19 protein-coding genes are annotated in these 15,949 nt (G+C 68.2%); 6 read left to right on the top strand and 13 right to left on the bottom strand.

The annotated features are described in order from the left end of the window. Positions 1–3 precede the first annotated feature (3 nt). The 5 genes from ABZ382_RS11640 to ABZ382_RS11620 all read right to left on the bottom strand — a co-directional run bounded on the left by ABZ382_RS11640 (position 4) and on the right by ABZ382_RS11620 (position 4,846). The gene (locus ABZ382_RS11640) at positions 4–528 is read right to left on the bottom strand and encodes a nitroreductase family deazaflavin-dependent oxidoreductase (protein ID WP_357087040.1); all 525 of its coding nucleotides are present in this window, start codon (positions 526–528) and stop codon (positions 4–6) included. After that, positions 515–712, bottom strand: coding sequence for a hypothetical protein (locus ABZ382_RS11635; protein ID WP_357087039.1), 198 nt, complete (start codon positions 710–712; stop codon positions 515–517). The genes ABZ382_RS11640 and ABZ382_RS11635 overlap by 14 nt, the downstream gene beginning before the upstream one ends. 78 nt (positions 713–790) lie before the next feature. Next, the gene (gene rsgA / locus ABZ382_RS11630; protein ID WP_357087350.1) at positions 791–1,798 is read right to left on the bottom strand and encodes a ribosome small subunit-dependent GTPase A; all 1,008 of its coding nucleotides are present in this window, start codon (positions 1,796–1,798) and stop codon (positions 791–793) included. After that, the gene (gene aroA / locus ABZ382_RS11625; protein ID WP_357087037.1) at positions 1,795–3,072 is read right to left on the bottom strand and encodes a 3-phosphoshikimate 1-carboxyvinyltransferase; all 1,278 of its coding nucleotides are present in this window, start codon (positions 3,070–3,072) and stop codon (positions 1,795–1,797) included. The genes rsgA and aroA overlap by 4 nt, the downstream gene beginning before the upstream one ends. A 265-nt stretch (positions 3,073–3,337) precedes the next feature. Continuing rightward, positions 3,338–4,846 (bottom strand): aldehyde dehydrogenase family protein, encoded by a 1,509-nt coding sequence (locus ABZ382_RS11620; RefSeq protein WP_357087035.1) that lies wholly within the window; start codon positions 4,844–4,846, stop codon positions 3,338–3,340. Between the two features lie 130 nt (positions 4,847–4,976). Between ABZ382_RS11620 and ABZ382_RS11615 the strand changes: the two genes are divergently transcribed. Continuing rightward, positions 4,977–5,744 (top strand): SOS response-associated peptidase, encoded by a 768-nt coding sequence (locus ABZ382_RS11615; protein ID WP_357087033.1) that lies wholly within the window; start codon positions 4,977–4,979, stop codon positions 5,742–5,744. Between the two features lie 67 nt (positions 5,745–5,811). On the opposite strand, the gene ABZ382_RS11610 is transcribed toward ABZ382_RS11615, so the two are convergent. The 4 genes from ABZ382_RS11610 to ybaK all read right to left on the bottom strand — a co-directional run bounded on the left by ABZ382_RS11610 (position 5,812) and on the right by ybaK (position 9,156). Further along, the gene (locus ABZ382_RS11610; protein WP_357087030.1) at positions 5,812–6,108 is read right to left on the bottom strand and encodes a hypothetical protein; all 297 of its coding nucleotides are present in this window, start codon (positions 6,106–6,108) and stop codon (positions 5,812–5,814) included. Positions 6,109–6,274: 166 nt separating this feature from the next. Beyond that, the gene (locus ABZ382_RS11605; RefSeq protein WP_357087027.1) at positions 6,275–7,966 is read right to left on the bottom strand and encodes an MDR family MFS transporter; all 1,692 of its coding nucleotides are present in this window, start codon (positions 7,964–7,966) and stop codon (positions 6,275–6,277) included. After that, positions 7,963–8,508, bottom strand: a complete 546-nt coding sequence (locus ABZ382_RS11600) for a MarR family winged helix-turn-helix transcriptional regulator (protein WP_357087025.1) — start codon at positions 8,506–8,508, stop codon at positions 7,963–7,965. The genes ABZ382_RS11605 and ABZ382_RS11600 overlap by 4 nt, the downstream gene beginning before the upstream one ends. Before the next feature lie 156 nt (positions 8,509–8,664). Further along, the gene (gene ybaK / locus ABZ382_RS11595) at positions 8,665–9,156 is read right to left on the bottom strand and encodes a Cys-tRNA(Pro) deacylase (RefSeq protein ID WP_357087022.1); all 492 of its coding nucleotides are present in this window, start codon (positions 9,154–9,156) and stop codon (positions 8,665–8,667) included. A gap of 129 nt (positions 9,157–9,285) precedes the next feature. Between ybaK and ABZ382_RS11590 the strand changes: the two genes are divergently transcribed. The 4 genes from ABZ382_RS11590 to ABZ382_RS11575 all read left to right on the top strand — a co-directional run bounded on the left by ABZ382_RS11590 (position 9,286) and on the right by ABZ382_RS11575 (position 12,481). Continuing rightward, on the top strand, positions 9,286–10,119 hold the full coding sequence (locus ABZ382_RS11590; RefSeq protein ID WP_357087019.1) for a sigma-70 family RNA polymerase sigma factor: 834 nt from the start codon (positions 9,286–9,288) through the stop codon (positions 10,117–10,119). A gap of 8 nt (positions 10,120–10,127) precedes the next feature. Then, positions 10,128–10,397, top strand: a complete 270-nt coding sequence (rsrA, locus tag ABZ382_RS11585) for a mycothiol system anti-sigma-R factor (RefSeq protein ID WP_246598627.1) — start codon at positions 10,128–10,130, stop codon at positions 10,395–10,397. A gap of 248 nt (positions 10,398–10,645) precedes the next feature. Beyond that, a complete protein-coding gene (locus ABZ382_RS11580) occupies positions 10,646–10,861 on the top strand; it encodes a biotin/lipoyl-binding carrier protein (protein ID WP_213559751.1) in 216 nt (71 codons plus the stop codon). A gap of 105 nt (positions 10,862–10,966) precedes the next feature. Next, positions 10,967–12,481, top strand: coding sequence for a histidine kinase N-terminal domain-containing protein (locus ABZ382_RS11575; protein ID WP_357087016.1), 1,515 nt, complete (start codon positions 10,967–10,969; stop codon positions 12,479–12,481). A gap of 251 nt (positions 12,482–12,732) precedes the next feature. Here ABZ382_RS11575 and ABZ382_RS11570 read toward each other — a convergent pair whose 3' ends face one another. Both ABZ382_RS11570 and ABZ382_RS11565 read right to left on the bottom strand, forming a co-directional pair. Then, positions 12,733–12,987 (bottom strand): WhiB family transcriptional regulator, encoded by a 255-nt coding sequence (locus tag ABZ382_RS11570; RefSeq protein ID WP_033087439.1) that lies wholly within the window; start codon positions 12,985–12,987, stop codon positions 12,733–12,735. A 255-nt stretch (positions 12,988–13,242) separates the two neighbouring features. Further along, complete coding sequence (locus ABZ382_RS11565) at positions 13,243–14,181, bottom strand: diacylglycerol kinase family protein (protein WP_357087013.1); 939 nt, start codon at positions 14,179–14,181, stop codon at positions 13,243–13,245. Positions 14,182–14,298: 117 nt separating this feature from the next. On the opposite strand from ABZ382_RS11565, the gene ABZ382_RS11560 reads away from it, so the two are divergent. Beyond that, positions 14,299–14,757 (top strand): hypothetical protein, encoded by a 459-nt coding sequence (locus ABZ382_RS11560; RefSeq protein WP_357087011.1) that lies wholly within the window; start codon positions 14,299–14,301, stop codon positions 14,755–14,757. A 94-nt stretch (positions 14,758–14,851) separates the two neighbouring features. Here the strand turns inward: ABZ382_RS11560 and ABZ382_RS11555 are convergent, their stop codons facing one another. Then, positions 14,852–15,331, bottom strand: a complete 480-nt coding sequence (locus ABZ382_RS11555; protein WP_357087009.1) for a GNAT family N-acetyltransferase — start codon at positions 15,329–15,331, stop codon at positions 14,852–14,854. Further along, a complete protein-coding gene (locus ABZ382_RS11550; protein WP_357087006.1) occupies positions 15,328–15,945 on the bottom strand; it encodes an acid phosphatase in 618 nt (205 codons plus the stop codon). Before ABZ382_RS11550 ends, ABZ382_RS11555 begins: the two co-directional genes overlap by 4 nt. Positions 15,946–15,949 lie beyond the last annotated feature (4 nt).

The following is a 15,949-nucleotide window of genomic DNA, read 5'->3' as shown; positions in this document are numbered from 1 at the left end:
CGCTCAGGCGCGGGTGAGTTCGAACAGCCGGAACCGGCGCGTCCCCGCGAGCCGCTGTTCCATGGCGTAGCCGGGCCAGAATTCCAGCGCCCGCCGCCAGGCCCGGTCCCGATCGCCGCCGGTCAGCTCGCGCACCCGGACCGGGAACCGCTCGCCCCGCACCGTCAGTTCGGCCACTTCGGCGTGCCGCAGATTGGCCGACCAGGACGGCTGTTCGGGCTTGCCCCAATTCGACGAGACGATCAGGAACCGTTTCTCGTCCAGGAGATCGGGCGTATAGAGCAGGCTGACCGTACGCGGCAGCCCGGTCCGGCGGCCCGCCACCGTCAGCTCCACCGCCGGCAGGCCCACCACGTCGAGAATCCCCTTGCGGCCCTTGGTGGTTCGCCGCGCGATCCGTTCCAGCGCGAAGACCAGCGGGGCGGCGCGCATGACCGTGCGGCGACGGGCCAGCGCCCGCCCCAGCCGGGGGAGCGGATTCCAGCGGGCGGGCACGCCGGGGCCGCGCTGCCATTCAGCGAAAACCATGTCCCCGATTATGTTGCCGGGCCGCCGTCAGGGCGCCCAACGCGCCCGGTCCCAGTCCTCGTTCCAGTCGTTCGGGTCGGCGGGGGGGGCGGTCCTCGTCGTGTTCGCGGCGCAGTTGCTTCTTCTCGTCCTCGCGCGAGTCGGCGTCGTCGTCATGCTCGCGCGGCGGAGTTTCCTCGCTCATGACTTCCCTTCGTGCCGGTTATGCACAAAAGGTATCGAATGGGCGATTCTTCAGCTACCGGTGGCGGCCCGTGTCGCCTCAGGATTCGCTGTTGCCGCGGAACCAGGGGTCGTTGGAATTCAGCGCGGTCAGCAGACGGCGGATGGCCGCCACCCGCTGCTCCTTGCCTTCCAGCAGGTCGAGCGCGCATTCCGGATCGGCGGGCGGGCCCAGGTGGGTGCAGCCGCGCGGGCAGTCCTCGATGGCCTCGGCCAGATCCGAGAAGGCGGCGATCACGTCGTCGGGTGTGATGTGAGCCAAACCGAACGATCGCACGCCGGGTGTGTCGACCACCCAGCCATCATCGGGCAACGGCAACGCCACCGACTGCGTCGAGGTGTGCCGCCCCTTGCCGACGCCCGATACCTCGCCGACCGCGCGCTCGGCGTCGGGGACGAGCCGGTTCACCAGGGTGGACTTGCCCACCCCCGAATGCCCGATGAACGCGGTCAGCTTGTCGTCGAGCAGCTCCAGCACCGGTTCCAGGGGATCCTCGATGCCCGCGTAGACGATGGTGAGATCCAGATCCTCGAAGGCCGAGGCGAATTCGGAGTCGGCGGCCAGATCGTGCTTGGTCAGGCACAGGATCGGTTGCAGCCCACCGACGTACGCCGCCACCATGGCCCGCTCCACGAACCCGGTGCGCGGCGGCGGATCGGCCAGCGCCACCACGATGAACAGCTGCTCGGCATTGGCGACCACCACCCGCTCGAACGGGTCGGTGTCATCGGCGGTGCGGCGCAACACCGTTCGCCGTTCGGACACCCGCACGATGCGGGCCAGGGTGTCGGGCTTGCCGGACAGGTCGCCGACCAGATCCACCTGGTCACCGACCACGATCGGGGTCCGGCCCAGTTCGCGCGCCCGCATGGCGACCACGCCGCGCTCCGGATCCCCGTCCAGCACGCACCCCCAGCGACCGCGGTCCACCGAAACCACCATGGCCGCTTCGGCATCCAGATGCTGCGGCCGGGTCTTGGTGCGCGGGCGCGAGCCCTTGCCCGGGCGCACCCGGACATCGGACTCGTCGTACTCGCGGCGCCTCAGTGGTCCGCTCCGGCCAGCATGCTCTCCCACAACTCGACGAATCCCGGCAGCGTCTTGGCGGTGGTGCCGATGTCCTCGATCTCCACGCCCGGGGTCACCAGGCCGATGATCGCGCCCGCGGTGGCCATCCGGTGGTCGGCGTAGGAGCGCCACTGCCCGGCGGTGAGCGGGTTCGGTACGATGGCCAGCCCGTCCTCGGTCTCGGTGACCTTGCCGCCGAGCCGGTTGATCTCGGTGGCCAGCGCCGCCAGCCGGTCGGTCTCGTGCCCGCGCAGGTGCGCGATGCCGCGCAGCCGCGACGGCGAATCCGCCAGGGCCGCAAGGGCGGCCACGGTCGGGGTCAGCTCACCCACGTCGTGGAGGTCGATGTCGATGCCCGCCAGGCGTTCCGGGCCGCGCACGGTGAGCACACCGTCGAAGATCCGCGCCTCCGCGCCCATCCGGACCAGGATCTCGCGGATCACGTCGCCGGGCTGGGTGGTGAGCCGGGGCCAGTGCGGGATGCTCACCTCGCCGCCGGTGACCGCCGCGGCGGCCAGGAACGGGGTGGCGTTGGACAGGTCCGGCTCCACGTCCCAGTCCACCGCGCGGATCGGGCCGGGCGCGACGGTCCAGGTCTGCGCCTTGCGCGGATCGTTGGGGGCGTCGACGCGAACGTCGGCCCGGCGCAGCATCTCCACGGTCATCTCGATGTGCGGCATGGACGGCAGCGCCGCGCCGTCGTGGTTGACGGTGACGCCCTGCTCGAATCGCGCCGCCGACAGCAGCAGCCCCGACACGAACTGCGAGGAACCCGACGCGTCGATGGTGACCGGCCCGCCGCGCAGCGCTCCCATCCCGTGCACCACGAAAGGCAGCTGGTTGCCGTCGATGTCGAGGCCCAGCGCCCGCAGCGCGTCCAGGATCGTGCCCAGCGGCCGCGCCCGCGCCTGCTCGTCGCCGTCGAAGGCGACGTCGCCGCGCGCCAGCGCCGCCACCGGCGGCAGGAACCGCATGACCGTGCCCGCCAGCCCGCAATCGACCATGGCGCTACCGAATTCGGCGGGCGGAGTGACCACCAGCGTGCTGCCGTCACCCTCGATCCCGGTGCCCATGGCCCGCAGCGCCGCGATCATCAGATCGGTGTCCCGGCTGCGCAACGCCCCGGTGATGGTGGACGGCCGATCCGCCAGCGCGGCGAGGATCAGCGCCCGATTGGTAATCGATTTGGACCCGGGCAGGGTCACGGAAGCATGGACGGGAACTCGGACATGGGGCGCGGGCCAGAAAGTCACCGCCCTATCTTCCCAAATGACCGGGGTCCCGCGGGGCCCACATCCCTATCCCGCCGTCAGGCCGTTATTCGGCCGATCCCGGCGGCCGGCGCGCACACGCACAACGCCGGTCCCCATCGCGGGGACCGGCGTCTCGTGCGCAGGCTGCAACTCACGCCTGGTGGGCGGGCGGGAATCCACACCGGCGCTCGGCCGGGACCCGCGCCTGGCGGCCTACCGGGGTTTCAGGGGTTTACCCCTGAGAGTCCCCGAGAGTTGGGTTTTCCTACTTCGCGCGGCCGTGCACCAGGGGCACGATCTTGCGGAGCAGCTTCATGGTGCGGTCGGTGCGGGTGTAGGACAGCAATGCCATGCCCGGAATCGTGAAGCGCTGCACCGCGATCGAGTGCGGGCGGGCGAATTCCAGCAGGCCGGGGGCGCCGTGGATGCGGCCGATGCCGGAATCGCGGACGCCGCCGAAGGGCAGGCCGGAGATGGCGGCGTAGGACAGCACCGAGTTCACCGAGGTGCAGCCGACCTCCAGGCGCCGGGCGATCTCCATGCCCTGCTTCTTGGAGTAGACCGCCGAGCCCAGGCCGTACTTGCTCTTGTTGGTGAGCTCCACGGCCTCGTCCACGCCGCTGACGGTGCGGATGGTGACGGTCGGGCCGAAGGTCTCCTCGCACACCGCTTCCGAGGACTCGTCCACGTCGACCAGGATGACCGGGTCGATGAAGGAGCCCTTGACGGACTCGGGCCCGCCGAGCACCGCGGTGCCGCCGTTCTTCAGCGCGTCGTCGATGTGCCGGCGCACGATGTCGACCTGGCTGGGCATGGTCATCGGCCCGTAGGAGGCCTTGTCGTCCGAGCCGGGCTTGATGTCGGTGAGGATGCGCTTGACCTCGGCCACGAACTCGGTGGCGATGGACTTGTCCACGTACACGCGCTCGACGCCCGCGCAGGTCTGGCCGGAGTTGGCGGTGGCGCCCCAGGCGACGGCGTCGGCGGCGGCCTTGATGTCGGCGTCGGCGGCCACGATCACCGCGTCCTTGCCGCCGCACTCCAGCAGCACCGGGGTGAGGGACTCGGCGGCCGAGGCCATGATCTTCTTACCGGTCGCGGTGGACCCGGTGAACGCCAGCTTGTCGACGCCGGACTTGACCAGCGCCGCGCCGGTGGCCCCGTAGCCGTTGATGGTGATGAACACCCCGTCCGGCAGTTCCGGGTTCGCCTCGGCGAACGCCTTGGCCACGAAATTGCCGATGCCGGTGGAGAATTCGCTCGGCTTGAACACCACGCAGTTGCCCGCGGACAGCGCGTAGGCGATGGAGCCGTTGGGGGTGTAGACCGGATAGTTCCAGGGGCCGATGATGCCGACCACGCCCAGCGGGCGGTACTCCAGGTGGGCGGCGAAGTTGGCCATGAACGCGCCCGGCGCGACCTTGCGCGGCTTGAGCACCTTCTCGGCGTTGGAGGCGGCCCACTTGATGTGCTCGAGCGCCAGCATGAGCTCGAGGAAGGCGTCGTCGACGGGCTTGCCGTTCTCGGCGTGGATGAGCTCGCACAACTCGTCGGACTTCTCGACGAGCTTGCTGCCCCAGCGCAGCACGTGCTTCTTGCGCTCGGCGTAGCTCAGCGCGCCCCAGGTGGCAGCGGCGCCGCGGGCTTTGGCGACGGCAGCGCGCACGGCCGCCTCATCATCGATCCGGTAGGTGGCGAGGGCCTCGCCGGTGGCAGGGTTGACGGAAGTCAGCGTCTCGGCCTGATCGAGCGGGGCGGCTTCGGTTGCAGTCATTGTGCGGCGATCCCTTGATGAGAGGTTGATGAGACGAACGTCTCACACCGCCCAAGTGATGTCAATTGCCATCACATCGACCGCGATTCATTCGTGGTGAGTGTCGGAGGGCGGTGGCAGCATGGTCGGCATGTGCGGTAGATACGCGACCACGACGAATCCCGCGAAGCTGGCCGTCGAGCTCGACGCGATCGACGAGACCGGCGACAAGGGATTCAGCCCCAACTACAACGTGGCCCCCACCAACCAGGTGCTCACCGTCGTCGAACGCCACGACCGCGACCACCCGGACGACCCGGCGGCCCTGCGCATCCGCGCCATGCGGTGGGGATTGATCCCGGTCTGGACCAAGACCGCCGAGCCGGGTGTGCCGGTGAAGGGCAAGCCCCTGTTCAACGCCCGCGCCGACAAGGCCGCCACCACGGCCTCCTTCCGGGACGCGGTGAAGAAGCGCCGCTGCCTGGTCCCCATGGACGGCTGGTACGAGTGGGTGACCGAGGCGGGCGATTCCGGGAAAGCCGTCAAGCGGCCGTACTTCATGTCCCGCGCCGACGGCGGCCGCCTCTATATGGCGGGCCTGTGGTCGGTCTGGCGCGACCGCGACCAGGGTGACCGGGCGCAGCCGCTGCTCTCGTGCACGATCCTGACCACGGACGCGGTCGGCGACCTGACCAAGGTCCACGACCGCATGCCGCTGCCCATGCCGCGCGAGCACTGGGCCGCCTGGCTGGACCCGGATCACCCCGCGCCCGCGGAACTCTTGGAAACCCCTGCCGCGGCAGCGGTTTCGGACATCGTGATCCGCGAGGTGCCCTCGCTGGTCAACAGCGTCAAGAACAACGGGCCGGAGCTGCTGGATCGGGTGGCCGAACAGCCCGGGCAGATCTCGCTGATCTGACTCCGGTCCCGCACAACCGTGCCCCGCCGCGGAACACGACGGGGCACGCGAGTCTCGCGGGTTCGGATCAGCTGCACCTCACGGTCGGGATGCCGATATTGAGCGCGCACTTCAAGGTGTCCGCCGCCGAGTCGATCATCTTGGTGATCATGCCGCCGCCGAGCTTTTCCGCCTTCTCCGCCTGCGGGTCCTTCTTCTGCTGCTGTCCGCCGCCCGGCGCTCCCGGATCCGGGAAGCTGGGCCCCTGCGGCGCCGTGGGTATCGGGAAGGCCGTCGCGGTGGCGACCGTCAAGGGACCTGCGCCCAGCGCCAGCACCAGCATCCCGGTGGCGACAGCCGTGCCAATGCGCCGATAGTGAGACATAACCGCATCACATCCTCGGGTTCGAATCGGACCTGCGGACCGCAACGTTCACAACAACCTCACTGCTCGTTCCCCAGTAACTCACAGAAAACCGCCGGGATAGTGAAATGACAGTGCCCCCGCCGCGTCGTCGCGGCGGGGGCACTGGGTATTCGGTTGTCGCAGGTCAGACCTTCGCGGGATCCGCCTTGTCGGCGGCCTCGTCCCGGGCCTGGATGCCGCCCGCGGTCCGCAGCGGCACCTCCTTCCAGAACAGCACCAGCAGGAACGCGATCAACGCGACCGCGGTGGCCGCCAGGAACACCCGGTCCATGGACTTGGCGAAGCCCACCTTGAACGGATGCGCCAGGGTCGGGTCCAGCTTCTGGATGACCGAGCTGTCATTGAGCACCTGGTTCGCGACCGCCGGATCCTTGGCGATCAGCCCGTTGGCGACCTGCTTATCGACCGCGTTGTCGCTGGTGCGGCCCTCCTGGATGGCCTGCACGTAGGCGGGCTGCTGGGCGGCGTCCTGGAGCGAGGTGGTGATGTTCGGGGCGAGCTGGGTGAACAGCACCGACAGGAACACCGCCACACCCAGGGTGCCGCCGATCTGCCGGAAGAAGGTGGCGGCGGCGGTGGACACGCCCATGTCCTTGGGCGGCAACGCGTTCTGCAGCGCCAGGGTCAGCGGCTGCATCAGGTTGCCCAGGCCGAAGCCGGTGATGGCCATGAAGATCATGACGATCCACAGCTTGGTGTCGGCCGAGACCAGGTGCAGCAGGAACAGGCCCGCGGTGAGCAGTCCGGCGCCGACGGGCGGGAAGAACTTGTACCGTCCGGTCCGCGAGATCAGCTGACCCGCCAGGATCGAGCCGGTCATCATGCCCGCGACCAGCGGCAGCATCAGCAGACCCGCCTTGGTCGGGCTCGCGCCCTGCACCACCTGCAGGTACTGCGGCAGCAGGGTGATGCCGCCGAACATGGCCGCACCGACCACCACCGAGATGAGCACGCCCAGGGCGAAGGTGGAGTTCTTGAACATGCGCAGCGGGATCAGCGCGGCGTCGCCCTGCTTGGCCTCGACGGCGATGAAGGTCAGCACACCGAACGCGCCGAGGGCGTAGCAGATGATGGCGTGTCCACTGGTCCAACCCCATTCGCGGCCCTGCTCGGCGATCACCAGCAGCGGCACCAGGCCGACGATCAGCGCCGAGATGCCCATCCAGTCGATGGCCACCTTGGTGCTGGGACGCTTGGGCAGCTTGAGCACGCGGGTCACCACGGCCAGCGCGAGGATGCCGACCGGCACGTTCACCAGGAACACCCAGCGCCAGCCGGTGACGCCCAGGATCTGGTCGGTGCCCGAGAGCAGACCGCCGATGACCGGTCCCACCACGCTGGAGGTGCCGAACACGGCCAGGAAGTAGCCCTGGTAGCGGGCGCGTTCCCGTGGGGACACGATGTCGCCCATGATGGTCAGCGCCAGCGACATCAGACCGCCCGCGCCCAGACCCTGGAAGGCCCGGAAGGCGGCCAGCTGGTACATCGAGGTCGCGACGGAACAGGCCAGCGAACCGGCCACGAAGATGGTGATGGCGGCGAGGTAGAACGGCTTGCGGCCGTACATGTCCGACAGCTTGCCGTAGAGCGGGGTGGCCAGCGTCGAGGTGATCAGGTAGGCGGTGGTGACCCACGCCTGCGCCGAATAGCCCTGCAGCTCATCGGCGATGGTGCGGATGGAGGTCGACACGATGGTCTGATCGAGGGCGGCCAGCAGCATGCCCATCATCAGGCCGCTCATGATCACCAGGATCTGCTTGTGGGTGAAGCCGGCCGAATTGAGTTCCGGCTCCGCCACTGTCGCTTGGGTTGTCACGAATTGCTCTCCGCGGGTTCGTAATAGGATTTCAGGTCTTTGTGGGCCGCGATATCGGCCAGCATGCGTTGCCGGGTCCCCTCGTAGCCGTCGACGAAGCGATGCAGCAGCCGGGAGAAGACCTCCCGTTCGCCGGGGGTCCAGTCGGTGAGCATGTCGCGCAGCGAGTCGTTGCGGCGGGCCCGGATCTGGGCGGCCACGGTGCGTCCCGCGGGGGTCACGTCGAGCACGCTGGCGCGGCCGTCGGCGGGGTCGGCGCGGCGTTCGATGAGGCCCCGTTTGACCAGGCTCGCTACCTGGCGGCTGATGGTCGAGGCGTCGGAGTAGAGGGCCTCGGCGAGCGCGCCCGAGCGTTTCGGGCCGCCGTGGATCAGCTGGAACAGGATGCCGTAGGCGGCCGGTTCGATCTCGCCCCCGGTGAGGGCCGAGATCTGCGCGTTGGTGCGATCGCGCAGCTTGGTGAGCCGGGCGATCTCGTAGGCGATGGCATCGACAAGGCCGTCGTCGATGTCGGTGGTGGTCGCCGGGTCATCGTCGGTCACGGTCGGTCTCACCTCCTTGCGTCGGGCAATTGCTTGTAAAAGGCAACTAGTTGTACGGCGCAAGTATTCCGACATAGTTGTCACTTGGCAAGGGATTTCCGGAGGTTGTGTCTCCGCTCACGGCCGAATCGGACAATTCGCCCAGGAATCGGCAGGTCAGGCCACCGCGACCGCCGCGGTCACCGCCCCCGTCAGCTGCACCAGATCCGCCGGCGCGAGCTCGATCTCCAGTCCGCGCTTCCCCGCGCTGCACAGCACCCGATCCCACTCCAGCGCCGAGGAATCGACGACCGTCGGCAGTCGCTTCTTCTGCCCCAGCGGCGAAATCCCGCCCAGCACATAGCCGGTCGTGCGCTCGGCCTTCGCCTTGTCCGCCATCGCCGCCTTGCCGCCGCCCAATGCCGCGGCCGCCGCCTTCAGCGACAGCGTGGTCGGCACCGGCAGCACCGCCACCGCGAGCCCGCCCGAACCCAGGTCGATCACCAGCGTCTTGAAGATCTGCCCGGCGCTCACCCCGACCTCGGCCGCCAGCGCGTCCACCGCCTCCGCGCCGTACGAATCACTGCGCGGGTCATGGGCATACGCGTGCACCCGATGCTCCACCTTCGCCTGTACCAGGGCTTTGATCGCGGGAGTAGAAGCGGCCATGCGGCTCACCCTAGACACCGCGCGCAAGCCGATTTCACAGTGTGGGAACAGGCGGAGCGTTCACCCTGTTGCATGCGATACGCGCTTCTCGGCAACCGTCGGGCCCACGGACGGGAAGCACTCGATCCCATGACCAAGGAGGAGTCGGTGTCCGTTCTGCTCGAGGAGCGACCAACCGGTTTCCGGGCCGAATCCCTGTTCGCGGTAGATTCAATTGCTACGGCGATCGAAGGGATTAGCGTGACGAGCGACGACGACATGGTCGATCGCCGGCGTGATGACGATGCGGACAGCATCGACGCCGGTGACGACCAAGCGGTCGACTATGACGACGAAGTGAGCGAATCCGGGGCCAGAAGCTCCGAATCGACGGCCGAACTGGCCGCCCGGTTCGAACGCGACGCGCTGCCGCTGCTGGACCAGCTCTACGGCGCGGCCCTGCGCATGACCCGCAACCCGGCCGATGCCGAGGACCTGGTGCAGGAGACCTTCGCCAAGGCCTACCAGGGCTTCAAGTCCTTCCGTGAGGGCACCAACCTGCGGGCCTGGCTGTACCGCATCCTCACCAACACCTACATCAACTCGTACCGGAAGAAGCAGCGCCAGCCCGCGCAGTATCCGACCGACGAGATCACCGACTGGCAGCTCGCCGCCACCGCCGAGCACACCTCCCAGGGCCTGCGCTCCGCGGAGATGGAGGCGCTCGAGGCGCTGCCGGACGACGACATCAAGGCCGCTCTGCAGTCGCTGCCGGAGGAGTTCCGGATGGCGGTGTACTACGCCGACGTGGAGGGCTTCCCCTACAAGGAAATCGCCGAGATCATGGGTACTCCCATCGGTACTGTCATGTCCCGCCTGCACCGGGGCCGCAAGCAGCTCAAGGGCCTGCTCGCGGACGTGGCGCGGGAACGTGGATTCAACCGGTCGGGCAGCGATGCGGCGCGCGAGGAGGTAACCCAGTGAGCGATGAGATGGAAGAACTGGACTGCTCGGCGGTGCTCGCCGATGTGTGGCTGCTCCTGGACAACGAGTGCGACGAGACCGTGAAGGCCCGGCTGCGGGAGCACATCGACCGCTGTTCGCCGTGCGTCGAGGCCTACGGCCTGGAGGAGAAGCTCAAGTCGCTGCTGAACCGCAAGTGCGGCGGCGACCGCGCCCCGGACTCGCTCCGCCAGCGCCTGACCATGGAGATCCGGACCAGCTACACCGTGGTCGAGACCCGGATCGAACCGGCCGAATAGCGCATCCCGGATACAGCTGAGCGGCACCCTTCCCTGGTGGGAAGTGGTGCCGCTCAGCAGTTTTCGAGCTTATCGAAGCAGCTCAGGCGTTCGGCCGCTTGCCGTGGTTGGCGGCATTCTTCTTGCGGCCACGCTTCTTACGTCCACGCTTACCCATAGGTAATCTCCCTTCAGTCGGTCGCCATTCTTTCACGCGGGATCTGCTGTACCTTCAGGGGCTACAGGTCACTCGAAAGCGAGAGGTGTTCATGGCTGAGGAAGTGCTGGCCGAGATGGTGTCGACCGTGCAGGAGATCCTGGTCTCCGTCGGCGACGAGGTGAAGGCCGACGACCCGGTCGTCATGCTGGAGTCGATGAAGATGGAGATCCCCGTCATCGTCGAGGGCCCCGGCACCGTCGCTTCCATCAACGTCAAGCCCGGCGACGTCCTCCAGCCCGGCGACCTCATCGCCGTCATCTCCTGAAAAGACCCTCGTTTCCCGGTCGTGTGGCCGGGGCCGCTCCTGACGCATCCTGGCCGTGTCGCGTGGGAACATACACCCGACGTGGGAACAGAGGAGTGTGGGTGAATGTCGACCCTGAGTGAGCTACTGGCCGAGCACACCGATCTACCGGGCGCGGCGGTCGACCATTTGCAGCGGGTGGTGGGGGATTGGCAGCTGCTGGCGGATCTGTCCTTCGCGGATCTGCTGCTGTGGGTGGGCACCGGTCCGGTGACCGAGGGCGCGGAGGTGGTCTGCGTGGCGCAGTGCCGCCCCACCACCGCCCCCACCGTGCACCCGGAGGACCTGGTCGGCGGCTACGCCACCAAAGAGGCGAATCCGCACGTGTTCGAGGCCCTGCTGAACGCCGATATCCAGCGCTTCGAGGCCGACACCGCCCTGACCGGGGTCTATCACCCGCATCCCGTGCACGCCATGCGCGAGGCCATTCCGGTGCGGGTCGGCGACGACATCATCGCCGTCCTCGGCCGCGACACCGACACCCAGCGCCGCAAGATGCGGTCCAGTCTCGAGATCGCCTACATGTCCTGCGCCGACGACCTGTGCCAGATGGTCGCCGACGGCACCTGGCCGGCGCTCGAGGACCGCACCGGCTCGCATTCCAGCCCGCGCGCGGGCGACGGTTTCATCCGCCTCGACACCGAGGGCACCGTCGTCTACGCCAGCCCCAACGCGCTGTCGGCGTATCACCGCATGGGTCTGCAGAACGATCTGGTCGGCCAGGATCTGGCGTTGACCACCCGCTCGCTCATCACCGACCCGTTCGACGCGCAGGAGGTGGTCGGCGACATCCAGGCGGCCCTGGCCGGAAAGGGCGGGCGCCGAATGGAAGTCGAGGCGCGCGGCGCCACCGTGCTGCTGCGCACCCTGGTGCTGCGCCCGCACGGTGAGCTCGGCGGCGCCGCCGTGCTGGTCCGCGACGTGACCGAGGTGAAGCGCCGCGACCGCGCGCTGCTGTCCAAGGACGCCACCATCCGCGAGATCCACCACCGGGTGAAGAACAACCTGCAGACGGTGGCCGCGCTGCTGCGCCTGCAGGCCCGCCGCACCGAGAACGAGGAGGCCCGCCTGGCGCTGACCGAATCGGTCCGCCGGGTCACCTCCATCGCGTCCGTGCACGAAATGTTGTCGATGTCGGTTGACGAAGAGGTCGATCTGGACGAGGTGGTGGACCGCCTGCTGCCGATCATGGCCGACGTGGCGACCGTGCACACCGCCCGCATCAAGGTGCGCCGCGCCGGATCCCTGGGCGTCTTCTCCGCCGAACGCGCCACCCCGCTGGTCATGGTGCTGACCGAGCTGGTGCAGAACGCCATCGAGCACGCCTTCGATGCGGGTGAGAACGGTACGGTCACAATCCGTTCCGAGCGTTCGGCCCGCTGGCTCGACGTCATCATCAGCGACGACGGCCGCGGCCTGCCCGACGGATTCAGCCTGGAGGCCTCCGACCGGTTGGGCCTGCAAATCGTCCGCACACTGGTCACGGCGGAATTGGGCGGTTCGATCGGACTTCACCCCGGAGCCGATGTCGGAACCGACGCGGTGCTGCGAGTTCCGCTCGGCCGGCGCTCCGCGCGCTGAAATATCAACTTCGACGCATAAGTTCGGGCGTGCGCTGAAAAGCCGCGCCCGAACTTTCGTTCGAGGCGTGAATCCCGTTGAACGGGAATTGCCCCGGGAATTCTTGGGGGTTCGGGGGCGGAGCCTCGGAGAGTCCCGCGAGTTGGTCTTCCCCTTTACACACTGAAGCCCGGCACCTGTGTTGGTGCCGGGCCGAATTGCGCTGCGGCCCCGAGGCTGGGTTGGGCCGTAACGCCTTGTCGTCTAGGTGGTTAGACGACGCTGCGGGTGCGCGTGCGCGCGTTGCGACGCTTCAGCGCGCGACGCTCGTCCTCGCTCATTCCACCCCACACGCCGGCATCCTGGCCCGACTTCAGGGCCCAGGAAAGGCAGTCAGCGGTGACAGGGCAGCGAGCGCAGACCAGCTTGGCATCGGCAATCTGCGCGAGCGCCGGACCACTGTTACCCACCGGGAAGAACAGCTCGGGGTCCTCGTCGCGACAGATGGCCTTGTGGCGCCAGTCCATTCCTCTGCTCCTTTGCTAGGGCGCGCATGGCGCTGCCCCTCGGGTTTGTGGTCCGTTCACTTGTGCGACTCGAATGTTTCCGCACGGTTGCTTGTGAATGCTTTCACGAACACCGTAGATGTCAATAGATACCTGGTGCACCGTGGGGAAGCTCACGCTGTAAGACCCCTACATGGGGGTCCGCCGTGTCATTTGTACTCGGTCGAGCGGGTTTTCGCAGCGCAACAACGAGTTTTCTCAGGTGTGTCGAGCCGACTAGGGCTTCGGCGCGACCACATCGAGGATATCCGGGACGGCTGTGAAATTCACCATGTTGCGGCGACCGATGAAGTCGCCGTCGATTTGCAACCCGATCGGTTCTTCCGCCGTGACGGTTACGCCCGGAACGTCGTCCTCGCGAAACAATGTGGGGCCCTTGGGATCCCCCTGGGCCGCCAGCAACTGTCTCGCGACCATCAAGGTGGGGAGAACCCCCATGGTGCGCATGGCAAACACCCCGAGACCGGATTCGAATCTGGTCCCCGGGTTGGTGACCACGGGCGTGTTGTCGAGATACGTCCAGGGACTGGCGTTGGTCACGAATGCGTAATGCACATCCGTGACCGGTTCGTGACCTGGAATGTCCAAGGTCACTTGCGGGGCACGACGTTTGGCGCGGAAGAACTGCTTGACCGTGGTGCGCAGATAACGAGCGGGCGTGGCTGACTTGCCCTTCGCGCGCTTCTCGTCGATCGCCTCGCACACGTCCGCGTCCAGGCCCACTCCCGCGCTGAAGCAGAACCAGCGATCGTCGGCCACGCCCAGACCGATGCGGCGGTCCGCGCTGTCGGCCACCAGATCGATGAGCTGATTGGTCGCGGTCACCGGATCCGGCTCGATGCCGAGCGAGCGCGCGAACACGTTCGCCGAACCGCCGGGAATGATGCCCAGCCGCGGCAGCCATTCGCGCTGCGGCTGCCCGGGCAGCGGGAGGAAGCCGTTGATGGTCTCGTTCACGGTGCCGTCGCCGCCGTGCACCACGATCAGATCCATCCGATTGTCGGCGGCCCAGCCGGCCAATTCGGCGGCGTGTCCCCGGTACTCGGTCTGGCGGACGGTGAGTTCGGTGCGGCTCTCCAGTGCGTGGGCGAGCAGATCGCGAGTGGACCGAGTGGTCGAAGTGGCATTCGGGTTCACGATCAGCAAGGTCCGCACCCCCGCAGCCTAACGAGGTCCGCCGCGACACGAATGCCCGAGGCAGTTGACAATGCCGGTGAATGCGGGTGGGCGGGTCCAGGATTCGCCAACGACGCTCGGTCGTAGGCTGGGGGCGTGGCTGAGCAGAACCAGGGCGAGAGCAAGTCGGCGGGCGACACCGGGGCCGGGGCCGCACAGGCCGGGGGCGTGCCCACGACCGTGCGGGTCGCGGGGGCGCTGGTCGCGCTCGAAGGCGCGGCCGGGCTGGTGGCGATGGTCATCCTGATCGCCGTCGGCCTGAACGGGGAGGCGCAGAGCGCGAAGAACAGCTACCTCACCGCCGGGTACGCGGCGATCCTCGGCGGCGCGGTGCTGGCGGCGGGGCTCACCCTCATGCGCGGCAAGCGCTGGGGGCGGGCGCTGGCGACGTTGACCCAGCTGTTGCTGCTGGGTGTCGCGTATTACATGTTCACCTCGGGGCGGCCCGAATTCGGGACGCCGTTGGGGTTGCTGGCGCTGGGCACCCTGGGCGCGCTGTTCGCGCCCGCCTCGGTCAAGTGGATGGCCGAGGGGTACGGCTCGGACTCGGAGTAGCGCGGCGCGCCCGGCTCGGTGGCCGCTGAGCCGATTTTTGGACGCTCGCCCACCTTCCTGGGTGAGCGAGCGCTTTCCAGGGCCTCTCGGGCCCTCAGTCGTCGGCGTGCGTCGCCAGGCGCGCGAGGGGAGCGCCGGAGAGCCGGTAGCCGGTCCACTCGTGCTGGTGCTCGGCCCCGATGGACCGGTAGAAGTCGATGCTCGGGGTGTTCCAGGTGAGGACCGACCAGTCCACCCGCGCGTACCCCTGCTCCACGGCCTCACGGGCCAGCGTCGCCAGCAGGCTCTTGCCCAGCCCGCGCCCGCGCGCCTCCGGCTTGACGTAGAGATCCTCCAGGTAGATCCCGTGCACGCCCTTCCAGGTGGAGTAGTTCAGGAACCAGATGGCGCAGCCCACCACGCCGTGATCGCTCTCGGCGACATGCGCGTACAGCGCGGGCGTGGGCCCGAACAGCGCGGTCCGGAGCTGCTCCTCGGTGAGCGTGCACTCCTCGGGGGCCTTCTCGTACTCGGCCAGATCGTGGACCAGACCCACCAGCGCGGGAACGTCGTCGGGGGTGGCGCGGCGGATCATGCTGGGGTCCCTTCCATCGGTTCTAGCGGCGCGACCAGATTGTGCGCGAGCACGGTTCGCGCTCGATGATCGTGTCCCAGCACCGTAACCGCGGCGGTCGAGAGGAAGAACCGGCGACCCTCGGTCACCTCGAACTCGGCCCAGCGGGCGATGAGCGCCCGCGAGAAGTGGCCGTGCCCGACCAGCACCACGTCGCGGGTGGCGAGTTCGGGGATGACCGTGGCCAGCACGTGGTCGGCGCGTTTGCGGACGTGGTCGGCGGTCTCGCCCTCGGGGACGTCCCCGGTCCAGATGGTCCAGCCGGGCGACATCCGCTGGATCTCCGGCGTGGTCAGGCCCTCGTATTCGCCGTAATCCCACTCCACCAGATCGTCGTCGACGATGACCCCGCTCAGCCCGGCCAGTTCGGCGGTCCGCAGCGCCCGCTGCCGGGGACTGCTCAGCACCAGGGGATTCGACAGGTCCAGGTCGTACAGCAGTTTTCCGGCCGCCCGAGCCTGGGCCTCACCGATCTCGGTGAGCGGTATATCGGTGCGCCCGGTGTGGCGCCGCGCGGCCGACCAGGCAGTCTCCCCGTGTCGAAGCAATACCAGCCGAAATTCGCCACCGCTCATGAAT

It is taken from the genome of Nocardia sp. NPDC005825 (genome assembly GCF_040630175.1).
In the GTDB taxonomy this organism is placed as follows: domain Bacteria; phylum Actinomycetota; class Actinomycetes; order Mycobacteriales; family Mycobacteriaceae; genus Nocardia.
The sequence above is the reverse complement of the archived record's forward strand: the minus strand, read 5'-3'. Positions and strand labels throughout refer to the sequence as shown.